The sequence below is a fragment of the Glycocaulis sp. genome, from assembly GCF_050485565.1.
Taxonomy (GTDB): domain Bacteria; phylum Pseudomonadota; class Alphaproteobacteria; order Caulobacterales; family Maricaulaceae; genus Glycocaulis.
The window spans coordinates 31209-52793 of sequence record NZ_JBJHBQ010000015.1; the positions used below are offsets into that span (position 1 = coordinate 31209).

Below are 21585 nucleotides of genomic sequence, written 5' to 3' on the forward strand. Positions count from 1 at the left end.
AACCAGGTCGCAGGAAAAACGAGGAAGCAAAGCCATAGCGCGCCTGACGCGCCGCGGCTAGCCGCTCGGTGATGCTGGCGCGCAAGATACTGGAAAAAAGGGTGTACCGGCCAGCCCGGCAAGCCCGGATCCGGGGGGCTGGGGGGGCTGAAATCCAGATCAGGCTTGATTGCCCGGAACCGGCCGGCAAGCTCAAAATGCGCACGCGGTGCGGCGCGCGGACGGCGGGAATAAGGCGGGACTGTGGCAGCGCATGAAATCTTTGTAAGTCAGCGCGAATTCCCCCAAGCTGGGCTTTCCGCAATCTGGACACCGGCATGACACCACTGGACGCGCAAGCCTCAAGCCCGAAGGTGATGTTTGATCGCCGCGAGCTGGATACGATTTTGCGTGTCTATGGCATGATGGTGGCGGCGGGCGAATGGCGCGATTACGCCATTGACGGGCTCAAGGACCGGGCGGAATTTTCCGTCTTCCGCCACGCCGCCGAATTTCCGCTCTACCGTATCGTCAAGACGCCCGCCGACGCGCGAAAGCAGGGCGCGTGGAAGATCGTCTCGGCCACCGGCGTCATCCTCAAGCGCGGGCATGAGCTGCATCTGGTGCTGAAGCTTTTCGACAAGGCGCGGCTAAGGCTGGCGTGAGGGACAGTTTCACCCTTCCTTCTGTCATCCTCCGGCCGCGTAGCGGTCCGGGGGACCCATGCCTCTTTTAGTTCCGCAACGCATCCGCGTTGCGATGTTCCGCGAAAAGTCGCGGGCGCACAGTCGCGCTCTTCGGACCGCGAAGCGGTCCGCAAGGAGCCCGCTAGCTCGAAGCTCTCAGGCATGGGTGGCCCGGACAAGCCGGGCCATGACAACAGTTCGGCAACAAAAAACGCCCCGGCCAGATGACCGGGGCGCTTTCATGTTCGAAAGGCGTTTGAAGCCTAGTCGCGATTGCCCAGCAGCATCAGCATGACCTGGAACATGTTCACGAAGGCGATGTAGAGGTTCAGCGCGCCGTAATTGGTCATCACGGCCATGGAGCGCTGGTCGCCTGCAATGCTGGCATAGGTCAGCTTCAGGCTTTGCGTCTGCCAGGCGGTCACGCCTGCCATCAGCACCAGCACGGCCAGCTGGATAATCATTTCCATGCCGCTCGACTGGATGAAGAAGCTGTTGATGATGCCGATGGCGAGCACGCCCAGCACACCCATGAAGAGGAAGACGCGCAAGGGCTGCAGGTTCGTCTTCGTGGTGTAGCCATAGAGCGACAGGCCCAGGAAGGCCGCTGCCGTGATGGCAAAGGCCTGCGCGATGGTACCGAAGCTGATGTTCAGCGTCGTGCCCGACATGGTTTCTCCGGTAACGCCCGACAGGGCGAGCGCCACCCAGATGGACAGGCCCGAACCGATCAGCGCGACAATGGCCCAGTAGAGCACGGCCGATCCGATGGGGGACGGGTTACGCATGAAGAACATCGAGCCGAACAGGAGCGCGATGGGGCCGAACTGGACGATGAAGATCAGCGGCGGGGTCAGCACGGCCTGTGTCAGGGCCGGAATGGCCGCACTGCCGATCAGGAAGGCCAGCGCGCCTGACACAAGAAGGCCAAGGGCCATCTTGTTGTAGACGCCCAGCATGAAGCTGCGAAGCCCGGCATCGACAGATGTGTCGAGCGTGCCTGCGCCATAGGCGGGTCTGGAAAACTGGTTCATGGGTGTCTCACTAACCTCATTGCAACAAGGAGAAGCGGACGGGTGCGAAGGCACCCACGCTTGCAGCTATATATCAGGCGGAAGGGCGTGTGTTTCAAGGGAAACCGGTCTGACAAGCTGCGTCAGGCGGCCCCGGCGCTCAGCGCCGCAAGGGCGACCGCCCGCCCGAGCCTATGCGAGGAGCGAAGCCCGGATGGGCTGAGCTTCAAGAGAAACTGTGTCAGGCGGCGTGGCGCTCGAAATCCATGAAGACCGGATCAATGTCACCGAGATGCTTGGACTGGTAGCGCGTCGTGATGTGATCGGACGGCGCGACACGCCAGTCATCAGCGCGGGCGGCCGTCCATTGAAGCTCCGGCACCTCCAGCAATAGCGGCAGCGCCCAGTCGGCATAGACGCGCACATCGGTGGCCACTCTCAGCCGTCCGCCCGGTTTCAGGATGCGCGAGAGCTGGGCCGCCGTGTCTGCCTGCACGAAGCGCCGGAAGGCGTGGCGCTTTTTCGGCCACGGATCAGGAAAGAGCAGAAAGACCCGGTCAAAGCTCGCATCGGGCATGCGTTCGATCTCATCACGCGCATCGGCGCGCTTCACGCGTACATTTGCAAGGCCCTGCTCCTCAATGCCGGTCAGCGCCTTGGCCACGCCGTTGAGGAAGGGCTCGATCCCGATAAAGCCGGTATCGGATGCGCGTGCAGCCTGTCCGATCAGATGCTCGGACGCACCAAACCCGATCTCCAGCACGTGGGAGGCAAAGCCCGGCAGCAGGGTCTGCGGATCAACCGCGCCCTCATCGGCCCAGCTAAGCCCCGGCAGCATCGTATCGACCAGATGCTGCTGGCGTGCCGACAGGGCATGGCCCTTGGCCCGCCCGTAAAGGCGCCGGGAGGAGGCGGGCTTTTCCTCGCTCATGGCGTCAGGCAAGGCCCTTGAGCTGGTCTACAAGATCGGTCTTCTCCCAGGAGAAGCCGCCATCAGCGTCCGGCGTGCGGCCGAAATGGCCATAGGCCGCCGTGCGCGCATAGATGGGTTTGTTCAGCTGGAGATGGGTGCGGATGCCGCGCGGCGACAGATTCATCAGCTGCGGCAGGGCGCTTTCCAGCCTGGCTTCATCGATCTGCCCGGTGCCGTGCAGATCGACATAGACTGCCAGAGGCTTGGCCACACCGATGGCATAGGCGAGCTGGATGGTGCATTTGCGCGCCAGACCCGCAGCCACGACATTCTTGGCCAGATAGCGCGCCGCATAGGCCGCCGAGCGGTCCACCTTGGTCGGGTCCTTGCCGGAGAACGCGCCGCCGCCATGGGGCGCGGCCCCGCCATAGGTGTCCACGATGATCTTGCGGCCCGTCAGGCCGGCATCGCCATCCGGTCCGCCAATGACGAACTTGCCGGTCGGGTTCACGTAGAACTCGTCCTCTGGCGGGAACCAGCCCTCGGGCAGCACCGATTTCACAACCGGGCGCACCAGCTCGCGCACCTCATCAAGAGAGGTGGAGGCGGTGTGCTGGGTGGAGACAACTACCGACGTCACGCCCACCGGCTGGCCATTCTCATAGCGCAGGGAAACCTGTGATTTGGCGTCCGGCTCGAACTGCTTGACCGCGCCGGTTTTACGAAGGCGGGCCATCTCTTTGAGGATCTGGTGGGAGTAGAGGATGGGCGCCGGCATCAGTTCGGGCGTCTCGTCGGTGGCAAAGCCGAACATGATGCCCTGATCGCCCGCGCCTTCCTCGGTGTAGGAGCCTGTGCCTTCATCCACACCGGCGGCGATGTCGGCGGATTGTTCGTGAAGATAGTTGGAGAACTCGGCCGTTTCCCAGTGGAAGCCGTCCTGCTCGTAGCCGATATCCTTCACCGCTGCGCGCACGGCGGCCTCGATCTCGTCACCGGAGATGTCATTGGCGCTGCGCACCTCGCCAGCCAGAACAATCCGGTTGGTCGTGGTCAGCGTTTCGCACGCCACACGCGCAACCGGGTCGCTGGCAAGATAGAGGTCAACAATCGTGTCGGAGATACGGTCGCATACCTTGTCAGGATGCCCCTCCGAAACACTCTCGCTGGTAAAGATATAGGATGAACGCGCCACAAATGACCTCATATAAAGCTTCCTTTATATGCGGGCTTAAAGACCATCTGGGCCGCGAACGCAAGCGGGGAAGTGTGTACCCGCCTTATTCGCCGGCCTGATCGCTGTCGGCCAGCGAGCGGACAAGCTCGAGTACACGGCGGCGCACTTTCGGGTCGGTGATCTTGGAAAAAGCCTGTGCCAGCGCCACGCCGTCGGGCGATTGCAGGAAGTCATTGACGATCGGCGTCTGGTCGCCTTCGGCAAATCCGGTGGGCTGCTGCGCCGTGCTGGTGGCACCATCGTAGAAGAAGGAGACCGGCACTTCGAGGACGCGCGCCAGATGCCAGAGCCGTCCGGCACCAATGCGATTGGCCCCGCGCTCGTACTTTTGCACCTGCTGGAAGGTGACGCCGAGCTCTTCGCCAAGCTTCTCCTGGCTCATTTCCATCATCTGCCGGCGCAGCCGGACGCGTGAACCGACATGACGGTCGATCGGGTTGGGTTCTCGCGGATTGGGGGCCATGAAAAACTATCCTTGAGCAAGCAAAGCCCACATGTCCTTGATAACAATACCACAGTGAGTTTCACTATCGAAGCGAAAACAATCTCAGGTGTTGCTGTCTCTGGTTTCGGGCAGAGGCAATGAAAACGGCAAGTTGCAGGGCTCCAAGTAATATAAGCCCGCCTGCAATCCATAGAGAGTTTCCATGAACCGCGTATGCCACTGGTTGGAGCGCCGAAGGCAGGTTTATGTCAAGCGTTTCGTTCATTTGCGGATCAGTTAACCGGACTGCCCGGCCGTAAGGATCAATCAGTCCGGATGCTCCCAGCGATGCCGAGCGAACCATGGGCAAGCCTTCCTCAATTGCCCGGTAGCGCGCCTGATTGAGATGCTGGCGGGGGCCAGCCGAATTTCCATACCACGCATCGTTGGAAATATTGAGCAGGAAGGCTGGCCGGTTGTCCCCGCGCGGTGCAAAGCGCGCGAAGATCACCTCATAGCAGATCAGCGGCGCGAAATCGGGCAGCCCGGCAATAGAGAGAGTTTGCGGCCCCGGCCCGGGTGTGTAGTAGGGCGCGTTCATTGCCAGGGTGGTGAAGCCGAAAAGCCCGGTAATCATCTGAACCGGATTGCCTTCGCCAAAAGGCACCAGACGCACCTTGTCATAAATGGCTTCAACGGCGCTTGCGTCCTGCGATATCTGCAAGGCGGCGAGCGAGTTGTAGTAAAGCTCGCCTTCGGGGAAGCGCTCCCGGCGCGTCACCCCGCTCCACAGGCGTGTGCCTTCGGGCAGCGTGTTTTCAATGCGCATCAAAACCGCGCTGTCTTCCAGCATCACGGTAGGAATGGCGCCCTCCGGCCAGATCACCGCGTCCACATCCTCAAGGCCGGGCTGCATGGTCAGGTGGAGATAGGTCTGGAGAATGGCCAGCCGGTTGGCGTAGCGCTTTTCACGCTGGTCGACATTGACCTGCACGATGCGCAGGCGCGTATCAGTGAGGCTGTCATCAGCTCCGGCGAGGCGCGCGCTGCCCCAGCCCCACATTCCGGCCAGCATCACCGTGCTCAGGGCCAGCGGCATGGCGCGCACCAGCCAGTGACCGCGCCCGGACAGGGCCGCCGGGCTGGCAAAGGCGAAGAGCACGAAGGCGGAAAGCCCCAGCGCGCCAATGAGGCTCGCCATCTGGCTGATGGGCGTGCCCGCTTCAAAGACATGGCCGGGCAAATTCCACGGAAAACCGGAGAACAGTACGGAGCGGGCAAACTCCACGAGGGTGAACAGCACGGCGAACACGCCGATACGCATCGGGCCATCCGGGGCAAAGCGGGTGTAGAGACTGGCGGCCAGCCCCCAGAACAGGGCCAGCCCGCCCGGCAGCAGGGTCAAAGGTGCCCAGATCAGCCAGGCATGTTCCTCGGCGCTGACCAGGAAGGCATTGGCGACCCACCAGGTGCTGCCCAGGAAATAACCGGCGGCAAATGTCCAGCCGCGCCAGAAACCAGCCCGTAAACTCCGCTCCCGCCCCCGTGCGGCGTCCAGAGAGAGGACCAGCAGGACAAGACCTAAAATCAGGGCGGGCGCAGAATGGAAGGGCGCATGGGCCAGCGTGGAGACAAGGCCGAGCGCAAACAGGCCAAGCCCGGCTTGCCAACCGCGCGCAGTCTGCCACCAGTCAAGCAGCGCCACGCTGATATATATGCCGCGGCGGGCCAGATCAGGGATACGCATTATTGCAGGTTCGCGGCGTCTCCCGCGCCGTCCTTGCGCGAACGGATACGTACCCGGCGGATGCGCCGCGGATCGGAATCGAGAATCTCGAACTCCAGCCCGGTGGAGTGGGCGATCACCTCGCCGCGTTCAGGCACCCGCCCCGTCAGCATGAAGACCAGCCCGCCCAGCGTATCGACATCCTCGATCTCGTCTTCGGTGGCCACCGGACGGCCAAGCGCCTCGGCCAGCTCATCAAGCGATGTGCGTGCATCGGCTTCCCACACATTGGGTCCGCGCAGCCGGATCAGCGGGCCTTCGGCCTCGTCATGCTCGTCATCAATCTCGCCAACAATCGGTTCGAGCAGGTCTTCAAGCGTTACCAGCCCGTCCGTGCCGCCAAACTCGTCAACGACCAGCGCCATATGCATGCGGCGCGACTTCATCCGCACCAGCAGGTCAGCCGCGCGCATTGAAGGCGGCACATAGAGCAGTGGACGGCGCACCTGCGGCAGGATTTTTGCCGCCGCCCAGTCTTCGGGGCGCTGCCCGTCAGGACTGCCGGCGAGATGGGCAATCAGATCCTTGATGTGAACCACGCCGACCGGATCGTCGAGGGTTTCGCGATAGACCGGCAGGCGCGAATGGGAGGCGTCGGCGAACAGGCGCGCGGCATCACCGAGCGGAGCATCAATGTCCATGGCCACGATGTCGGCGCGCGGCACCATCACATCGGCCACGCGCAGCGCATCGAGCGCGTTTACGTTGAAGGATAGTTCCCGCTCGCCAGTCTGGCCCGTCTGGTTTCCGCCCGTCTCTTGCGTCTCGGTGCCAGGACCGTTGGCAAGTTCTGGGACGGGGCGCCGGTGTATCGCGCCTTTCAGCCGGGCCATGAGACTTCGTCTTGGCGGGTCGTCGCTCATCACGCTCATATGCGTTCTTTATAGGGATTCGCGATGCCCAGCCGGGCAAGGGCCGCGATCTCCACTGCCTCCATCTGTTCTGCCTCGGCCTCTTCCTTATGGTCAAAACCGTTAAGATGAAGAACGCCGTGCACCGCAAGATGGGCTGCATGATCCACAAGCGCAATGGCGCGGGCGTTGGCTTCGCCCTGACAGGTCTCAAAGGCAAGGGCGACATCGCCGGGATAGTGCTCTGATTCCGGTGCCGGGAAGGACAATACATTGGTCGGGCTGTCCTTGCCCCGGAAACGCTGGTTCAGTGATTGCAGCTCGCCGTCGCCGGTAAACAGGATCACGGCCGGACCGGGCCGCGCCCCGTCAATCAGCGACAGGGCGGCCGCGACCGCCTCAAGGCAGCGCGCCTCCAGCCCGGCGACCATCTGCCAGCCTTCGTGCTCGATCACGATCTCGGCGGCCGGTTCATCCACCATGTGTCTTGTCCGCCTGCTCATAGGCATCCACGATCATGCCCACCAGATCATGGCGGACCACATCAGCGCGGGTAAAGCGCGTGACCGCAATGCGCGGTACATTGCCCAATATGCCCAGCGCATCCGCAAGACCCGACGGCTCGCGCGGGCCCAGATCGACCTGCGAGGGATCGCCCGTGACGGCCATGCGAGAGCCCTGACCCAGCCGGGTCAACATCATGCGCATCTGCGCACGGGTGGTGTTCTGGGCTTCATCGCAGACAATGAAGGCCCGGTTGAGCGTGCGTCCGCGCATGAAGGCGAGCGGCGCCACCTCTATGCGGCGCTCCTCGCGCATCTTGTCGACCACTTTCTGGGTCAGCGCATCGCGCAAAGAGTCCCAGATCGGCAGGAGATAAGGGTCGATCTTCTCGTTGAGATCACCGGGCAGGAAGCCCAGCCGTTCACCGGCCTCCACAGCCGGGCGCGTGATGATAAGCCGGTCAATCTCTCCGCGCGCCAGCTTGGCCGCGCCCCACGCCACTGCGAGCAGGGTCTTGCCGGTACCGGCGGGGCCAACCCCGAAAATCATGTCGTAGCGCGTCTCGTCTTTCAGTGCGCGCACATAGTCTGCCTGACCATTGGTGCGGGCGGCAAAGCTCACCCCGCGTGGCACACGGATAATGGTTTCCTCACCGGCGCTGACCGGTGTGTCGTCCATCCGGCAGGCCGCGCGCACGGTTTCAGGGTCAATGACAAGGCCGGATTCCACGCGCGCATACAGCGAATGGATCACGCGGGCCGCATCGGTGCGTGCGCGCTTTTCCCCGCCAGACAGCAAAAGCTGACCGCCGCCGGGCGCTTCGACATGCACGCCAAGCTCAGTCTCCAGCGCGATCAGATTGGCATGGCCGGGACCTGCCAGTGCGCGCACATGGGCCGCTTCATCGAAATGCAGCGTCTCGGCAGGCGCGCGCCCGGCGCGTTTGGGGCGAGGGGTCCGGCTCACGCGGCGCAGCTCTCCCCATGCAGCAGACGAGCGCCCAGCGCATTCTTCGAGGCAGAGACGATCTCCACCATGGCGATCTGGCCGATCAGCGCCTTGGGGCCGTCACAATGAACGGCCTGCAGATAGGGGCTGCGCCCGCCCAGCTGGCCGGGATTGCGCCCCTCGCGCTCGAAGAGCACCGGCAGGCGCTTGCCCACCATGGACGCGTTGAAACTCTGCTGCTGGGCATCCAGCAGGGCCTGAAGCCGGGCGAGACGCTCGGTCATCACCGCTTCATCGACCTGCCCTGCCATGGCCGCGCCCGGCGTGCCGGGACGGCGCGAATACTTGAACGAGAAGGCAGACGCATACCCGACCGTCTCGACCAGCTTCATCGTATCGGCAAAATCGCTTTCCTGCTCGCCGGGGAAGCCGACAATGAAATCTCCGGAGAGGGCGATATCCGGGCGCAGCGTGCGCAGCCGTTCGATGAGGGCGATGTACTCTCCCGCCGTGTGCTTGCGGTTCATGGCTTTCAATATGCGGTCAGAGCCTGCCTGCACCGGCAGGTGCAGATAGGGCATCAGTTTTTCTTCCGATGCGAAAGCCTCAAGCAAATCCTCATCCATGTCGTTCGGGTGGGAGGTGGTGAAGCGGATGCGGTCAATCCCGCCAATCATGGCCAGATGCCGGATCAGCCGGGCCAGCCCCCAGCGCCCGCCTGCCTCCTCGCCTGCAGGTGCCTCGCCCGAATAGGCGTTGACGTTCTGGCCCAGCAGGGTGATCTCGCGCACGCCTTGGGCCGCCAGCGCGCGCACTTCTGCGGTGATCTGGGCGGCGGGCCTCGAATACTCCGCGCCGCGCGTATAGGGCACCACGCAGAAGGAGCAGAACTTGTCGCAGCCCTCCTGCACCGTCACGAAGGCGCTGAAACCCTCGACATGACGCTTCGGGACAGCCAGCGCGTCGAACTTCTCCTCGACCTCGAACTCGGTATCCAGCGCCTCGCCGCGCTCGCGGTGTACGCGCGCGATCAGTTCGGGCAGGCGGTGATAGGTCTGAGGGCCGACGACCAGATCGACGACCGGCGCGCGGCGCTGGATTTCCGCGCCCTCGGCCTGCGCCACGCAGCCAGCCACCGTTACGGTCATCTGCCCGCCAGCGGCTTCCTTCTCGGCTTTCAGCGGCTTTAGCCGCCCCAGCTCGGAATAGACCTTCTCGGCGGCCTTCTCGCGGATATGGCAGGTATTGAGGATGACGAGATCGGCGCCCTCTGGCGCGTCCGCCGGCTCATAGCCGAGCGGGACCAGCAGATCGCGCATGCGCTCTGAATCATACACATTCATCTGGCACCCATAGGTGCGGATGAAGAGGCGCTTGCGGGCTGTCGTTTCAGTCTGTTTGGCGGTCATGGGCAGAGGCGATTATCCTTTTTCGCCGTCTTTGAGTTTCACCGCGTAAAGCTCCAGCCGGTGATCGACGAGCTTGTAGCCGAGGCGGCGCGCGATAGCTTCCTTCATCTTCTCGATCTCTTCGTCATAGAACTCGACGATATCGCCCGATTTCAGATCGATCAGGTGGTCGTGATGATCCTCGGTCGCTTCCTCATAGCGTGAGCGCCCGTCGCGGAAATCATGGCGCTCGATAATCCCGGCATCCTCAAACAGGCGCACAGTGCGGTAGACGGTGGCCAGCGAGATGCGGTTGTCCACGCTGGCGGCGCGGCGATGGACTTCCTCGGCGTCGGGATGATCTTCAGCTTCCGACAGGACGCGCGCGATCACGCGGCGCTGATCGGTCATGCGCAGACCTTTTTCGATGCATATCTGTTCAATGCGATCTGACATGGGTCAGCCTCCATGAAGCGCTCGTCTGCGCAAGGCCATTACACCCTGTCCTTAGCCCTGCAGGCCAAATCTGTCCATTCCTGCTACAGGCTGCACGACATAATCAGCGCATCTGAACCGTCGAGATAATAGCGCGCCCGCCGCCCTGTCTCCTGCCACCCTGTCGCGCGGTAGAGCGCGATAGCGGCGATATTGCTCACCGACACCTCCAGGAAGGCGTTTGCCGCGCCGCGCCTCCGCGCCGCTTCCAGTCCAACTTTGACCAGCATCTGGCCAGCGCCAGCCCGGCGAGCCGATGGCAGGACGGCCAGGGTGAGCATCTCTGCCTCATCGGCTATCGTGCGCATCAGGATGAAGCCGAGCGGCGTGCCGCCTCTGGCCGCCAGCAGCGCATCCATGCCCGGCCCCGCCAGCAGGCTGGCAAAGGCGGGTCCGTCCCAGACCTCCCCGCCATCAAAGGCTTTTGCGTGCAGGGCGGCGAGCAGTTCGCTGCTCTCCGGCCCGGCAGCAAGAATATCCACACTCACGGGATGATGCCGCCCGGCAGCGCCGCATCCGGCGGGCGGGCATAATGCGGGCTTGGCAGAGGCGCTTGGCCGTCTGCTTCACGCGTCAGCGCCAGCAGGGCCGTCAGAGGCGGATGATCTGCCCATGGCGAGGACGGGTCGAGAAGCTGTGCACCAGACCCGGCAAGGTGGGCCGCGCCGCTGGCGGCAAAGGCTTCACGGGCAGTATTCACATCGCTGCGAACCGGCTCGCCCTTCGCAGCGCCGCGGCTGAACACCTGCCAGACCAGCTCGCTGCGCCGGGCATCATGGACGGCAAACACCGCCGCGCGGCTTTCAGGGTCGGTTTCGTTTGCCATCGCCGCCAGGCTGGAAATGCCGACCGCCTGCGCGCCGCTCGCCAGCGCCAGCCCGCGGGCAAAGGCGGTGCCGGCGCGCGTGCCGACAAAGCTGCCCGGTCCGGTGGCTACGCCGATGCGCCAGAGTTCGCCCGGCATCATACCAGCCTCATCAAGCAGTTGGCCCACCAGCGGCGCCAGCCTTTCGGCCTGTCCGCGCTCCATCGCCTCATCGCGCTGGATGATCCGGCCATCGGCCAGCTGCAGCGCAGCCGCGCACCATCGCCCGGTCGTGTCGATGACCAGTACCGGGCGATTGGCGGGATTGGTTGCCATGAAGGGCCTATTTCAGAATGCGCGCAGCCTCGTCAAAGGCGAGGCGCGGCAGGCGCGGGAAGAGCTTTTCCTCCGTTCCATAGCCGATATTGACCAGGAAGTTCGAGCGCCAGTGCTTCATTTTCGGGTCGGACGCGAAAAACTCCTCATCCACCTTGGCGTTGTCGAACCCGCTCATCGGGCCGCAATCAAGGCCCAGCGCGCGGGCGGCAAGGATCAGATAGGCGCCCTGCAGCGTGCCATTGCGCACGCCATTGGCCTTGCGCGCATCGTCGGAGGCAAACCATTCCTTGGCCCCGGGATCATGCGGGAAGAGCTCCGGCACTTTCTGGTGAAACTCCCAGTCCCACGCCACGATGGCCGTGACCGGCGCACTCATCGTCTTGTCGACATTGGACGGGATCAGGAAGGGTTTGAGCCGTTCCTTGGCCGCGCCTTTGAGGAAAACAAAACGCGCGGGCGAGTTGTTGGCGCTGGTCGGGCCGTATTTGAGAAGGTCATAGAGCGCCTGGATCGTCGTGTCCGACACATCCTTGTCCTCCCAGGTGTAGAAGGTGCGCGCGCCACGGAAAATCTGGTCCAGCGCGTGGTCGGGCAGGGTCTTGTGGCGGTCTTCCAGTACCAGTTCGCTCATTGCTCTGGTCCCTTTCTTCAAGAGTGTGGCCGACGGGTTCCGTCAAAACGGAACGTCGCCCGGAGAAATAGGTTGCGATTTCGCCCGGCACCATCGCCGGGCGGGAAAAACGCTTGTGACCGTCAACGCGCCTAGACGACCGCTTCGACGCCCAGAACCTCCGGCACGTAGTGTTTGAGCAGGTTCTCGATCCCGCTTTTCAGCGTCATGGTCGAGGACGGGCAGCCCGCGCAGGCGCCGCGCATATGCAGGCTGACAATGCCGGTTGTCTCGTCGTAGGCGTGAAACACGATATCGCCGCCATCCTGCGCCACGGCCGGGCGCACACGCGTATCGATGACCTCGCGGATTTCCTTCACGATGGCCGCTGTCTCGCCCTCATAGACGGTTTCGGCCTCTTCGCCGGAGCCGGAAAAGAGCGGCTTGCCCGATTGCAGCACATCCATGATCGCGCCCAGCACGGCAGGCTTGATATGGACCCATTCGACGCCCTCCCCCTTGGTCACCGAGACGAAATCGGACCCGGCAAACACGCGCACCACGCCTTCAACGGCGAACAGTTCGCGCGCCAGCAGCGAGGATTGCGCCTCTTCGGGCGTGGCAAAGTCGCGCGGGGTCTCTGGCGCAATCTCCTGACCGGGCAGGAATTTCAGCGTATCGGGATTGGGGGTGGTTTCGGTCTGGATAAACATGACGGGTCGGGCCTTTTTAAAAGCCGGGGCAGGGCTGTGCCGGGTTCAGCCCCTCACTTGGCCCTGAACGCGTCCGCGTTCAACCCTGCAGGCATCAGGGTTGCTGGTCATGGCACAGATGGGCGCTAGGAAGAACGACGCGCCTGCGCACTCACATGCATCAACATGCGCTCCACTAGAGGGTAAATTGGGTACCTAGACAGGACAGGGTGGTTCTCGAGGCGGTTAAATTCCTTCGAACGAATGACGCGTTCAATTTGCTGGATCGCTTGCTGAGCTTGACGTGACGTTCCATAGACAAGTTGCCGGTAAGCTTCGGTAAACGTATCTGCGAGCCACGGTAAATCGTCTCGGAGCGCCGAGGCGATAACAAGTAATGCCATCGGAGCGCCGTCCCAATCCTCTTCAGCATGCATGATAGATGAAAGAGTTCGTTCAAAATGATGAAATGAATCGCGGGACTGTTGGCCGATGCCTTTCTTTCTGTATAGATCCGAATTTACCATTCGCTCTACAATATTTATTATATCGTCCCGACCTACAGTGTTTTCTCCAATCTTGAGTACTGTCGAGCGAAGGGATGTCATAGCTTCGATTAGATCGGCAATGTTTCGGTCGTCTGGGTTGTCCGATTGGCGCAAGCTTTGTATGTCGAGTGCCAAAGAAATTGGCGTTTCGATATCTGTTGGATCGGCTTCAAGCGCTTGAACTTGTTTTTTTATCGAATCTCGTGCGACGGAAGCGGCGTCCAAATCCCGATGGTCAATATGTATGGTTCTAGTGCCGGCGACATCAAAGGGGATTTGCTCCCCCTTCTGTATTAATTGTATTAGCGGTCGTTTTATTGCGTGTCTGATAGCAAGTTCGTAGAATACATTGGGGTTGGTCTCGGTTAAGTCAGCGATTACAAGTGGATCGTTCACCACGCGTGTTATTACTTGACTGGTAATGAGGCCGGGCTTGTCGATTTCATCAGCTCGCTCAGCGTGGTAACCACATTCCAGCAGGGCTGGCTTAATAATATGCTTTAATACTTGATCGGCTCTTTTTCGGGTCTCAGACCCTTCTTCTCCTATTGGAGAGATGACGAAGCAAGTCTTTTGCGTAGATTCTGCCATAATAATCCGCCCACAAACTAAATTCATATTTAAGTTGTATGGCCGATGAGCTTAGGTCAATGCCTTTATCGTTTCCTCGGAGAGATCGCCCGGCACCACGGTGACGGGGATGGCGCGCTCGCCAAACAGGCCGCGCCCGCGCGATAGCGAGGTGACAAGCGGGCCGGGGCCGTCACCCTTCACGGCAGAGCCGAGCACCAGGATGGAAATGCTCTCATCCTCCTCGATCAGCTTGCGGATGCAGTGTATCGCCTCGCCTTCGCGCACCAGCAGTTCGGGCCGCTCACCGGTCACGCCTTCAATGTCTTCGGCCAGGCTTTCCAGCGCCGCCTCGGCCTCCTCCATCGCCTCGCGGCGCATGGTTTCGCCTACACCCAGCCACGGCTCCACGCTGGCCGGCTCGATCACGGCCAGCACGGCCACCTTGCCGCCTGTATTGTTTGCCCGGTGCGCGGCATAGCGGGCGGCGGCGGCGGACTCTTCGCTGCCATCGCCAATCAGGAGGAATTTTCTCGTGTTCGCCATGGTTCGACCGTGACGCTTTCTTGACGCGGCGGCAAGAGGGCGTCATCTGCCTTACATGGCCAGACCCCGCAAAACCTCACCAACCGCCCCAAAGCCGCTCGACCGGCTGGACGATTGCCGCTCAGTTGCCTCGCCCTCCCGTCAGATCACGCTCTGGCCCGACCGGCTGGAGGAAACCGCAGAAGGCGCGCTGGTGCGCCGGATCGCCATCGAGGCGGTAGATGAGGTGCGCCTGAGCGTGGAGCCATCAGGCATTGGCGCGAAAGATCCCGCCCAGATCATCTGCCGGGTCAGCGCCGGGGCGAAGACGATCAGTTTCTCCTCCCTGCGCTCCACCGGCATCCTCAAATGGGAAAATCAGGCTGACCAGTTTGCGCTCTTCCTGCGGGCGCTTCATGGCGCGCTGAAAGATCGCGAGGATGTCGCCTATGTCGAGGGCGCACCGCTCAAAGCGCGGCTGACAGCCTTCCTGCCCGCACTTGCTGTGGGTGTTGCGGGGATGGTGCTGGCAGGCTGGGCGTTGACCGCCGGCCAGATCATTATCGGCCTGATCGGCCTCGTCCTGGCGGTCACGGGCGGGTATTCGGCGTGGATTTTCCGTCCTGCGTCCGACAAGCCCTATGATCCGGCGAAGTTCGGCTAGCCAAGAAGGCGGCCTAGCCCTTTGGCAAACAACGGTCCGCACTGCTCGGCATTCGCCGGATAGTAGAAGGGCTCGATCAGCTCGATCTCCATCAGTTTCAGATGGCCTTCCTGTCCGCGTACCATGTCGATGCGCGCATAAAGCAAGGTCTCCACACCACAATGGGTGCAGGCCGCGTCAAGGCACTGGCGGGCAAGCGCGATCTCGGCAGGCGAGGGCTGATAGGGCGTGTCCACCCCGCCATACATGCCCTGAATGCGGTAATCGCCCTTGGCAGCCCGCTTGATGACCGCGTGGGAAAACTCACCGCCAAAGAAGAGCAGCGAGTACTCGCCCTCCTCCCGAATGGCGGGCAGGAAAGCCTGTATCATCGCCCGGCCGGGGGGCAGCTCATCGGCGGACGGCAGGGCTTCGCCGCGCCTCACCCGCGCCTGCCGCCAAGCGCCAGCGCCCACGACCGGCTTGATGACCAGATCATCGCTGGAGAGCGTGTCGAAAGCCTCTCCGATAGTCTCCGGCGTGGCCAGATCGGTCCAGACCGTCTCGATCACGGGTGCGCCAAGTGCTGCCAGATCGCGCAGATAGGTCTTGTCCATGTTCCAGCGCACGACATTGAGCGGGTTTAGCAGCGGGCCTGCCGCGCTCGCCGCTGACAGCACCTGAAGGAAGCGCTCCGTCTTGTCCCAGTAATCCCAGGTCGGGCCGACCACCACACCTGCATAGGCTTCCGGCTCAAACCCTTCGTCCCAGACGACCGGCTCCATCGTGAAGCCGGCATCCCGGCAGGGCGCATCAATGGCGGCGAACTGCTCGGTAAACTCGTGCGCGTCGCTGCGCGCTTCGCGCCGGTGCGCAAGCACGTTCGCCGAGACGAGATAGGCAATGGCGCGCATGTGATTTCCCGTTCTTCCTTCCGCCGATGATCCGGCTCTAGCGTCACCGCAATTTGCGTCAAGGGCCGGGTAGCATACGCGTCCGGCTGGAGGGGGGAGGGCTTGAGTGTGCGCCGTGCAGGCGTTAAGCCCACGCCCGCACCGCAACCGGAAGGATTACCACCCATGGCCTCCACCCGCTTCGACGTGATCGGCGTCGGAAACGCTATCGTTGATGTCATCGCCACCGCAGATGACGCGTTTCTTGGCCAGCACGGCATCGAGAAGGGTGCCATGACGCTGATCGATGAAGCGCGCGCGAAAGCCATCTATGGCGCGATGGGGCCGGGTCAGGAAGTCTCTGGCGGGTCGGCGGCCAACACGCTGGCAGGGGTGGCGAGCCTCGGCGGGCGCGGCGCCTATATCGGCAAGGTAGCCGACGACCAGCTGGGCGAGATTTTCGCCCACGATCTGCGCGCGATCGGCGTGGATTATTCAACCGCGCCTCTGACCGGTGGCCCGGCTACCGCGCGCTGCCTTATCCTCGTCACCCCGGATGCGCAGCGTTCGATGAATACCTTCCTGGGTGCCTCGACCCTGTTTTCGGGCGAAGATGTGGACGCGGCGCGCATCGCGGATGCGCAGATCACCTATCTGGAGGGTTATCTGTTTGACCGCGATGAAGCCAAGGCGGCTTTCGTGGCGGCCGCGCAGATTGCCCGCAAGGCGGGCCGCAAGGTCGCGCTCACCCTCTCCGACCCGTTCTGTGTTGACCGCCACCGGGCGAGCTTTCGCGAGCTGATCGCCGGCCATGTCGATGTGGTGTTCGCCAATGAGGTAGAGCTGAAATCACTCTACCAGACAGACGATTTTGCTGCCGCTCTGGCGCAAATCCGCGCCGAGACACGCATCGCCGCCATAACCCGTTCGGAAAAGGGAGCGGTGATCGTCTCGGGCGAAGAGAGCGTTGCGGTTCCGGCTGACCCGGTCGAGAAGCTGGTCGACACAACGGGGGCGGGCGATCTGTTTGCGGCCGGCTTCCTGCTGGGACTGGCGCGCGGGGCCGATCTGGAAACCTGTGGCCGGCTGGGCGTGCTGGCCGCGGCGGAAGTGATTTCCCATGTGGGTGCGCGTCCGCTGGTGAGCCTGGGGGAGCTGGCGGCCCGGCGCGGTATCGTGATCCCGGCCGCCGCGTAGCGATTACGGCAAGCCGTTTCAACAGGTTAATAGTGTCTATCCGGGTGCTTAACACGATTTTCAGCAAGCTCTGAAAGTCTGCCTCTCCTTGCCGCACCATCCGGTTCGACAGCCGGAGCCGTGTGGCCTTGTCACGAGAGGACACATGGCTCCGCTTCGTCACGCCCTGTCACGCATGATGCGCTCGCTTGTGATGAAATTCACGGTGCTGTGCGCATTTGTGCTGATTGCCGCAACATCGGTGATGACCGGCATTGGCTATGTGTCCAAGTCTCACGACAACCGGCTTACCGCGCTCGCCCATGCCGAGCTGATGTCACAGGTGCTGGCGTCCAACCTGGCCGAGCAGACCTCCCAGCGTGACGCCCGCCGCCTGACGACCGGGCTGGGCGCGTTCGGGGAACGCGCCGACGTTCAGGGTGCCTATATCGTTGATGCGGCCCGCGATGTGCTGGTCAGCGCTGGTAATGTGGCGTTCGCGCCCGGCGAGCGCAGCACCGATGCCCTCGTGCATGGCGCGCTTGGCTCTGTGGATACCCGCACCGAGATCGTCGGCGAGCTGATCCGCGTGGCACAGCCTGTCATGCATCACGGGCGGCTGGCCGGCGCGGTCGTGATCGATGTGCCGGTTGCGGCGGTTTCGCGCCCCGCTGCCGAGATTTTCCAACGCCAGATGCTTGTCGGCCTCGTGGCGCTGCTCATTTTTCTTCCTCTTGTCGCCTATGTCGTGCGCACGGCGCTGGGGCCGATCCACAAGCTCACCGAGGCGGCCCGCCTTGCCTCCTCGCGCAAGCTGGACATGCGTATCGATGTGCGCACCGGCGATGAGCTCGAAGTGCTGGCTAATGCCTTCAACCGCATGTTTGCGCGTATCGACGCCTCGATGAAGCGCATCCACCGTCTCGCCTATGTCGACATGGTCACCGAGCTGCCCAATCGCGAGCGCTTCCGCAAGGAAGTCGAGCGCGTGACACGCCGCGCAGAGGATGATGGTACGGCGGGCGCCGTACTGTTCCTGGACCTCGACCGGTTCAAGCGGGTGAACGACTCCCTGGGCCTGGGTGAGGGCGACCGCCTGCTGGAGGCTGTGGCCCGGCGTCTGCGCGAAACCGCACGTGGCTGGGATCTGTCACAGGGCGAGGACGGGGCCGAGCCGTCACTGGTGGCGCGTCTGGGCGGCGATGAGTTCACCATTCTTCTGCCGGCGCTGCGTGATCCGGCTGATGCGGCCCGTGTGGCCCGCCTCGTGATTGATGCGGTGCGCCGCCCCTTCGAGATTTCCGGTCACCGGGTCTTCCTGGGAGCATCGGTTGGTGTGGCGGTCTTCCCGCGCGATGGCGGCGATCCTGAAACCTTGCTGCGCCACGCCGACCTTGCCATGGCATCGGCCAAGTGCGCGGGCGGCAATGCGTACGAGTTCTTCGAATCCAGCATGAACCAGACCGCTTTTGAGCGCCTGGTGCTGGAAGGCGAGCTGCGCGAGGCGGTACGCGACGATCAGCTGGTCGTCTTCTACCAGCCGAAAATCTCCATCAAGGATGGCTCGATTGCAGGCGTCGAAGCGCTGGTGCGCTGGAACCACCCCACCGCCGGCCTCCTGTCTCCTGGCACCTTCATCCAGGCGGCCGAGGAATGCGGGCTGATCGGCGAGATCGGTGACTGGGTCATGCGCCGCGCCTGCACCGAAATCGCCGATATGAACCGGCGCGGCTATGCGCTGCCGGTGGCGGTCAATGTGTCGGCTGTCCAGTTCGAGGACGAGAGCTTTGCCGACAGCGTGCTCGATACCTTGCGCGAAACCGGGCTGCCAGCCTCCCTGCTGGAGCTGGAACTCACCGAGTCGGTGGCCATGCGCCAGCCGGAGCGCGTGCTCGAGCAGATCGAGCCGCTGCGCGCCCGCGGTGTCGGCTTTGCCATTGACGATTTCGGCACCGGCCATTCCAGCCTGTCCTACCTGACGCGCATGCCGTTCGACGTCTTCAAGATCGATCAGAGCTTTGTGCGCGACATGTCAAAAGACCCTCACGCGCGCATCGTGGTGGAGACCATTCTGGCCATGGCCAGAGCCCTGAAGCTCCAGACGGTGGCCGAAGGCGTGGAGACCAGCGAGCAGCTGGCCTTCCTGCGTGAACAGGGCGCGACCCTTGCGCAGGGCTATCTGTTCGCCCGCCCGATGCCGCTGTGCGACCTTGTCCAGTATGCCGATGACGAGAAATCCAGGGCACAGCGCGCCAGCGCCTGATGGCCTGGAACGGCCTGTCTGGCGCACAGAAAAACTGTGGCGAATTCGCAACGCGCAACACCTTTCTACAATTTAATTGAACAAGCGCCACCACTTGTGGCATAAATACACGTGCGGGCCGCAAGCACTCTGACCCGCTCACTCTGGCACGGCGTCGTCCCCCGCAATCCGTCCAGGGTCAGGCCAGCTCCGGTTGATCCCCTCCCGGCGCAGCATGTGGCAGTCACGCGGTCCCGATCGGCGCCCGATGGTCCCCTCACCATCGGGCGCCATAGTTTTTGCCGTTCCGCCCTGTTCGGGCATTCGCCAGCGCGCTAGACAGCAGACATGGCTCCGTCTGACTCCCCCGATTCCAGCGATGATGTGATCGCCCGCCTGCTCGAGGAGATACCCCTCCTCTACAAGGCGCGTGCGTTTGCAGAAAGTATTGCCGACCCGGCCTTTTTCTCCCGGCTCGGCGAAAGACTGGACACCCGCGAGACAACGCTGGCCCGTGCCTATCTTGACGGGCTGGGCTTTCCCGACGCCGACCCTGCGCCGCTGGGCAGCTGGGAGGAGGCGGCGATTGCCGCCGAGGCGCTCGACACCGATCCGCTTGCCTGGGAAGCCGAGGAGATGCTGCGCGCAGGTCTCGTCGAGCGGGCGCTCGAACGCCTCGACCCGGAGGGTCTCGAAGCCGCGCTGACGCTGGTGGCATCCTCTGTCGGCGAGCTGGCCCGCGAAGCCGCCGAGGCCGCTGCCGCGATGGACGACATGTATGATGAGAGCGTGGTCAACATTGCCGCGGGCGGGCTGATCCAGGCGGCCAATGGCGCGGTGCTGGTGCTGCTCGCCGAAGCCGAGGACGATGTGCCCACCCACCCCTTCCTGGCCCGCTGGCGGCTTTATGTGCGCGGGCGCTGGCCGGTCGGCGTTGCCGGATCCACCTACAATATTCTCTAGACCTCTTGCCTGTCTGAAGGAGCGATGATGGCCGCCCTGACCCTTGCCACCTGGAATATCAACTCGGTCCGCCTGCGCATCGACCAGATCGCGCGTTTCGCCTCGATGGCAAAGCCTGACGTGATGTGCCTGCAGGAAATCAAGTGCATGGAAGACCAGTTTCCGGCCAAGGCCTTCAAGGATATGGGCTATCCGCATTTCCATGTGACCGGCCAGAAGGGCGTGCACGGCGTGGCCACCGTCTCGCGTGCACCCCTGGACGTGCTCGAAGACTGTTCGGTCTGCCCCAAGGGCGAGGCGCGCCACCATGTCGTGCGCGTCGACGGTGTGGAATTCCAGAATTACTACATCCCCGCTGGCGGCGACGAGCCGGACGTGGAGATCAATCCGCGCTTTGCCCACAAGCTCGATTTTCTGGACCGCTTTGGCGCGTATCTGGAAAAGCGCGGTCAAAAGGGCGGCGATGTGGTGCTGGTGGGCGATCTCAACATTGCCCCGCGCGAGCACGACGTCTGGTCGCACAAACAGCTCTTGAAGGTCATCTCGCACACGCCGGTGGAGACCGAAGGGCTGGAGCTCGCGCGTAACAGGGCGGGCTATCTCGATGTTGCGCGCGAGCTGATTGCCGAGCCGGAAAAGATCTACACCTGGTGGAGCTATCGCAACCGCGACTGGCGCAAATCCAATCGCGGCCGCCGCCTCGACCATATCTGGGTCTCACCCTCCCTGCAGGCAGCGGCCACGGCCCATGGCCGCGAGGGCTTTACCATCTGGGATGAAGCCCGCGATTGGGAAAAACCCTCAGACCATGTGCCGGTAACGCTGAAGCTGGGGTAGGCCCTAGTCCACTCCGTGCTCGTGTGGAACGAGCTCCTCATTGTCGAGGCCGGTGGCAAGGCGCCAGGCGGCTTCCAGGATCGGGCGTTTGAACCAGACATCGAACCGGCCTGCCCAGAACGGGTCCCCGCCGGTAAAGCGCGGCTCCAGCGCGCTCCAGTCGAAATGCTCGCGCACGCCGTCAAGATCATGGCCATCGGCCACCAGCGCCTCGGTCTGGTCCGCGATGGACTGCAAGGTCTCGATCAGAAGATCGACATAGGCCCAGTCTGTCATCATATCGCCATGGCCAGGCACGATCAGGTCAACATCCATCTGACGCAACTGGCGCAGCGCCTGCGCCCAGCTCTCCGGGTAGCTGAAAAAGCCGTAGGGGGTGGGATGGACCACAGCGTCGCCGGCGGCGATGAAACGTGCATCCGGCACGTGCAGCATGATGTCTCCCTTGGTATTGCCGGGGCCGAAGTGAACAAGCCGTACGGCCCGTCCGCCCAGATCGATCTCCAGACTCTCCTCGA

24 protein-coding genes are annotated in these 21585 nt (G+C 63.0%); 6 read left to right on the forward strand and 18 right to left on the reverse strand.

The genetic code is table 11. The annotated features are described in order from the left end of the window. Positions 1 to 317 precede the first annotated feature (317 nt). On the forward strand, positions 318 to 644 hold the full coding sequence (locus ACQ5ID_RS13485; protein WP_429912949.1) for a DUF2794 domain-containing protein: 327 nt from the start codon (positions 318 to 320) through the stop codon (positions 642 to 644). A gap of 284 nt (positions 645 to 928) precedes the next feature. On the opposite strand, the gene ACQ5ID_RS13490 is transcribed toward ACQ5ID_RS13485, so the two are convergent. From ACQ5ID_RS13490 to ACQ5ID_RS13565, 16 genes are all read right to left on the reverse strand, one after another. Further along, positions 929 to 1699 (reverse strand): Bax inhibitor-1/YccA family protein, encoded by a 771-nt coding sequence (locus ACQ5ID_RS13490; protein WP_429912950.1) that lies wholly within the window; start codon positions 1697 to 1699, stop codon positions 929 to 931. Positions 1700 to 1919: 220 nt separating this feature from the next. Further along, positions 1920 to 2609 (reverse strand): tRNA (guanosine(46)-N7)-methyltransferase TrmB, encoded by a 690-nt coding sequence (trmB, locus tag ACQ5ID_RS13495; RefSeq protein WP_429912951.1) that lies wholly within the window; start codon positions 2607 to 2609, stop codon positions 1920 to 1922. A 4-nt stretch (positions 2610 to 2613) separates the two neighbouring features. Continuing rightward, positions 2614 to 3798, reverse strand: a complete 1185-nt coding sequence (gene metK, locus ACQ5ID_RS13500) for a methionine adenosyltransferase (protein WP_429912952.1) — start codon at positions 3796 to 3798, stop codon at positions 2614 to 2616. A 73-nt stretch (positions 3799 to 3871) separates the two neighbouring features. Then, a complete protein-coding gene (locus tag ACQ5ID_RS13505; RefSeq protein WP_429912953.1) occupies positions 3872 to 4291 on the reverse strand; it encodes a helix-turn-helix domain-containing protein in 420 nt (139 codons plus the stop codon). Positions 4292 to 4355: 64 nt separating this feature from the next. After that, complete coding sequence (gene lnt, locus ACQ5ID_RS13510) at positions 4356 to 5999, reverse strand: apolipoprotein N-acyltransferase (protein ID WP_429912954.1); 1644 nt, start codon at positions 5997 to 5999, stop codon at positions 4356 to 4358. Beyond that, positions 5999 to 6871, reverse strand: coding sequence for a hemolysin family protein (locus ACQ5ID_RS13515; protein WP_429912955.1), 873 nt, complete (start codon positions 6869 to 6871; stop codon positions 5999 to 6001). Before ACQ5ID_RS13515 ends, lnt begins: the two co-directional genes overlap by 1 nt. A gap of 35 nt (positions 6872 to 6906) precedes the next feature. Beyond that, entirely contained in the window at positions 6907 to 7371 is a 465-nt protein-coding gene (ybeY, locus tag ACQ5ID_RS13520) for an rRNA maturation RNase YbeY (protein WP_429912956.1), read from the reverse strand. Continuing rightward, the gene (locus ACQ5ID_RS13525; RefSeq protein ID WP_429912957.1) at positions 7361 to 8359 is read right to left on the reverse strand and encodes a PhoH family protein; all 999 of its coding nucleotides are present in this window, start codon (positions 8357 to 8359) and stop codon (positions 7361 to 7363) included. The genes ybeY and ACQ5ID_RS13525 overlap by 11 nt, the downstream gene beginning before the upstream one ends. Continuing rightward, positions 8356 to 9750 carry a tRNA (N6-isopentenyl adenosine(37)-C2)-methylthiotransferase MiaB gene (gene miaB, locus ACQ5ID_RS13530; protein ID WP_429912958.1) on the reverse strand — a complete coding sequence of 465 codons (1395 nt, stop codon included), beginning with the start codon at positions 9748 to 9750 and terminating at the stop codon, positions 8356 to 8358. Before miaB ends, ACQ5ID_RS13525 begins: the two co-directional genes overlap by 4 nt. A 12-nt stretch (positions 9751 to 9762) precedes the next feature. Beyond that, entirely contained in the window at positions 9763 to 10185 is a 423-nt protein-coding gene (locus ACQ5ID_RS13535; RefSeq protein ID WP_429912959.1) for a Fur family transcriptional regulator, read from the reverse strand. Between the two features lie 83 nt (positions 10186 to 10268). Beyond that, complete coding sequence (gene rimI, locus ACQ5ID_RS13540; RefSeq protein ID WP_429912960.1) at positions 10269 to 10712, reverse strand: ribosomal protein S18-alanine N-acetyltransferase; 444 nt, start codon at positions 10710 to 10712, stop codon at positions 10269 to 10271. Next, positions 10709 to 11365 (reverse strand): tRNA (adenosine(37)-N6)-threonylcarbamoyltransferase complex dimerization subunit type 1 TsaB, encoded by a 657-nt coding sequence (gene tsaB / locus ACQ5ID_RS13545; RefSeq protein ID WP_429912961.1) that lies wholly within the window; start codon positions 11363 to 11365, stop codon positions 10709 to 10711. The genes rimI and tsaB overlap by 4 nt, the downstream gene beginning before the upstream one ends. A gap of 7 nt (positions 11366 to 11372) precedes the next feature. Continuing rightward, positions 11373 to 11999, reverse strand: coding sequence for a malonic semialdehyde reductase (locus ACQ5ID_RS13550; RefSeq protein ID WP_429912962.1), 627 nt, complete (start codon positions 11997 to 11999; stop codon positions 11373 to 11375). A gap of 131 nt (positions 12000 to 12130) precedes the next feature. After that, positions 12131 to 12691 carry a NifU family protein gene (locus ACQ5ID_RS13555; protein ID WP_429912963.1) on the reverse strand — a complete coding sequence of 187 codons (561 nt, stop codon included), beginning with the start codon at positions 12689 to 12691 and terminating at the stop codon, positions 12131 to 12133. A 125-nt stretch (positions 12692 to 12816) separates the two neighbouring features. Further along, the gene (locus ACQ5ID_RS13560) at positions 12817 to 13809 is read right to left on the reverse strand and encodes a hypothetical protein (RefSeq protein ID WP_429912964.1); all 993 of its coding nucleotides are present in this window, start codon (positions 13807 to 13809) and stop codon (positions 12817 to 12819) included. Positions 13810 to 13860: 51 nt separating this feature from the next. Then, positions 13861 to 14334, reverse strand: coding sequence for a universal stress protein (locus tag ACQ5ID_RS13565; protein WP_429912965.1), 474 nt, complete (start codon positions 14332 to 14334; stop codon positions 13861 to 13863). Positions 14335 to 14389: 55 nt separating this feature from the next. On the opposite strand from ACQ5ID_RS13565, the gene ACQ5ID_RS13570 reads away from it, so the two are divergent. Continuing rightward, entirely contained in the window at positions 14390 to 14977 is a 588-nt protein-coding gene (locus ACQ5ID_RS13570; RefSeq protein WP_429912966.1) for a hypothetical protein, read from the forward strand. Here ACQ5ID_RS13570 and ACQ5ID_RS13575 read toward each other — a convergent pair. Then, positions 14974 to 15870 carry an ATP-grasp domain-containing protein gene (locus ACQ5ID_RS13575; RefSeq protein WP_429912967.1) on the reverse strand — a complete coding sequence of 299 codons (897 nt, stop codon included), beginning with the start codon at positions 15868 to 15870 and terminating at the stop codon, positions 14974 to 14976. The genes ACQ5ID_RS13570 and ACQ5ID_RS13575 overlap by 4 nt on opposite strands. Positions 15871 to 16035: 165 nt before the next feature. Between ACQ5ID_RS13575 and ACQ5ID_RS13580 the strand changes: the two genes are divergently transcribed. From ACQ5ID_RS13580 to xth, 4 genes are all read left to right on the forward strand, one after another. After that, a complete protein-coding gene (locus ACQ5ID_RS13580; RefSeq protein WP_429912968.1) occupies positions 16036 to 17046 on the forward strand; it encodes an adenosine kinase in 1011 nt (336 codons plus the stop codon). Positions 17047 to 17191: 145 nt separating this feature from the next. Beyond that, positions 17192 to 19288, forward strand: a complete 2097-nt coding sequence (locus tag ACQ5ID_RS13585) for a putative bifunctional diguanylate cyclase/phosphodiesterase (RefSeq protein ID WP_429912969.1) — start codon at positions 17192 to 17194, stop codon at positions 19286 to 19288. Positions 19289 to 19615: 327 nt separating this feature from the next. Then, a complete protein-coding gene (locus ACQ5ID_RS13590) occupies positions 19616 to 20230 on the forward strand; it encodes a hypothetical protein (RefSeq protein ID WP_429912970.1) in 615 nt (204 codons plus the stop codon). Between the two features lie 27 nt (positions 20231 to 20257). Next, the gene (gene xth, locus ACQ5ID_RS13595) at positions 20258 to 21067 is read left to right on the forward strand and encodes an exodeoxyribonuclease III (RefSeq protein WP_429912971.1); all 810 of its coding nucleotides are present in this window, start codon (positions 20258 to 20260) and stop codon (positions 21065 to 21067) included. A 3-nt stretch (positions 21068 to 21070) separates the two neighbouring features. On the opposite strand, the gene ACQ5ID_RS13600 is transcribed toward xth, so the two are convergent. Further along, positions 21071 to 21585 (reverse strand): MBL fold metallo-hydrolase (locus ACQ5ID_RS13600; RefSeq protein WP_429912972.1); only part of this gene is annotated, 515 nt, incomplete at its 5' end.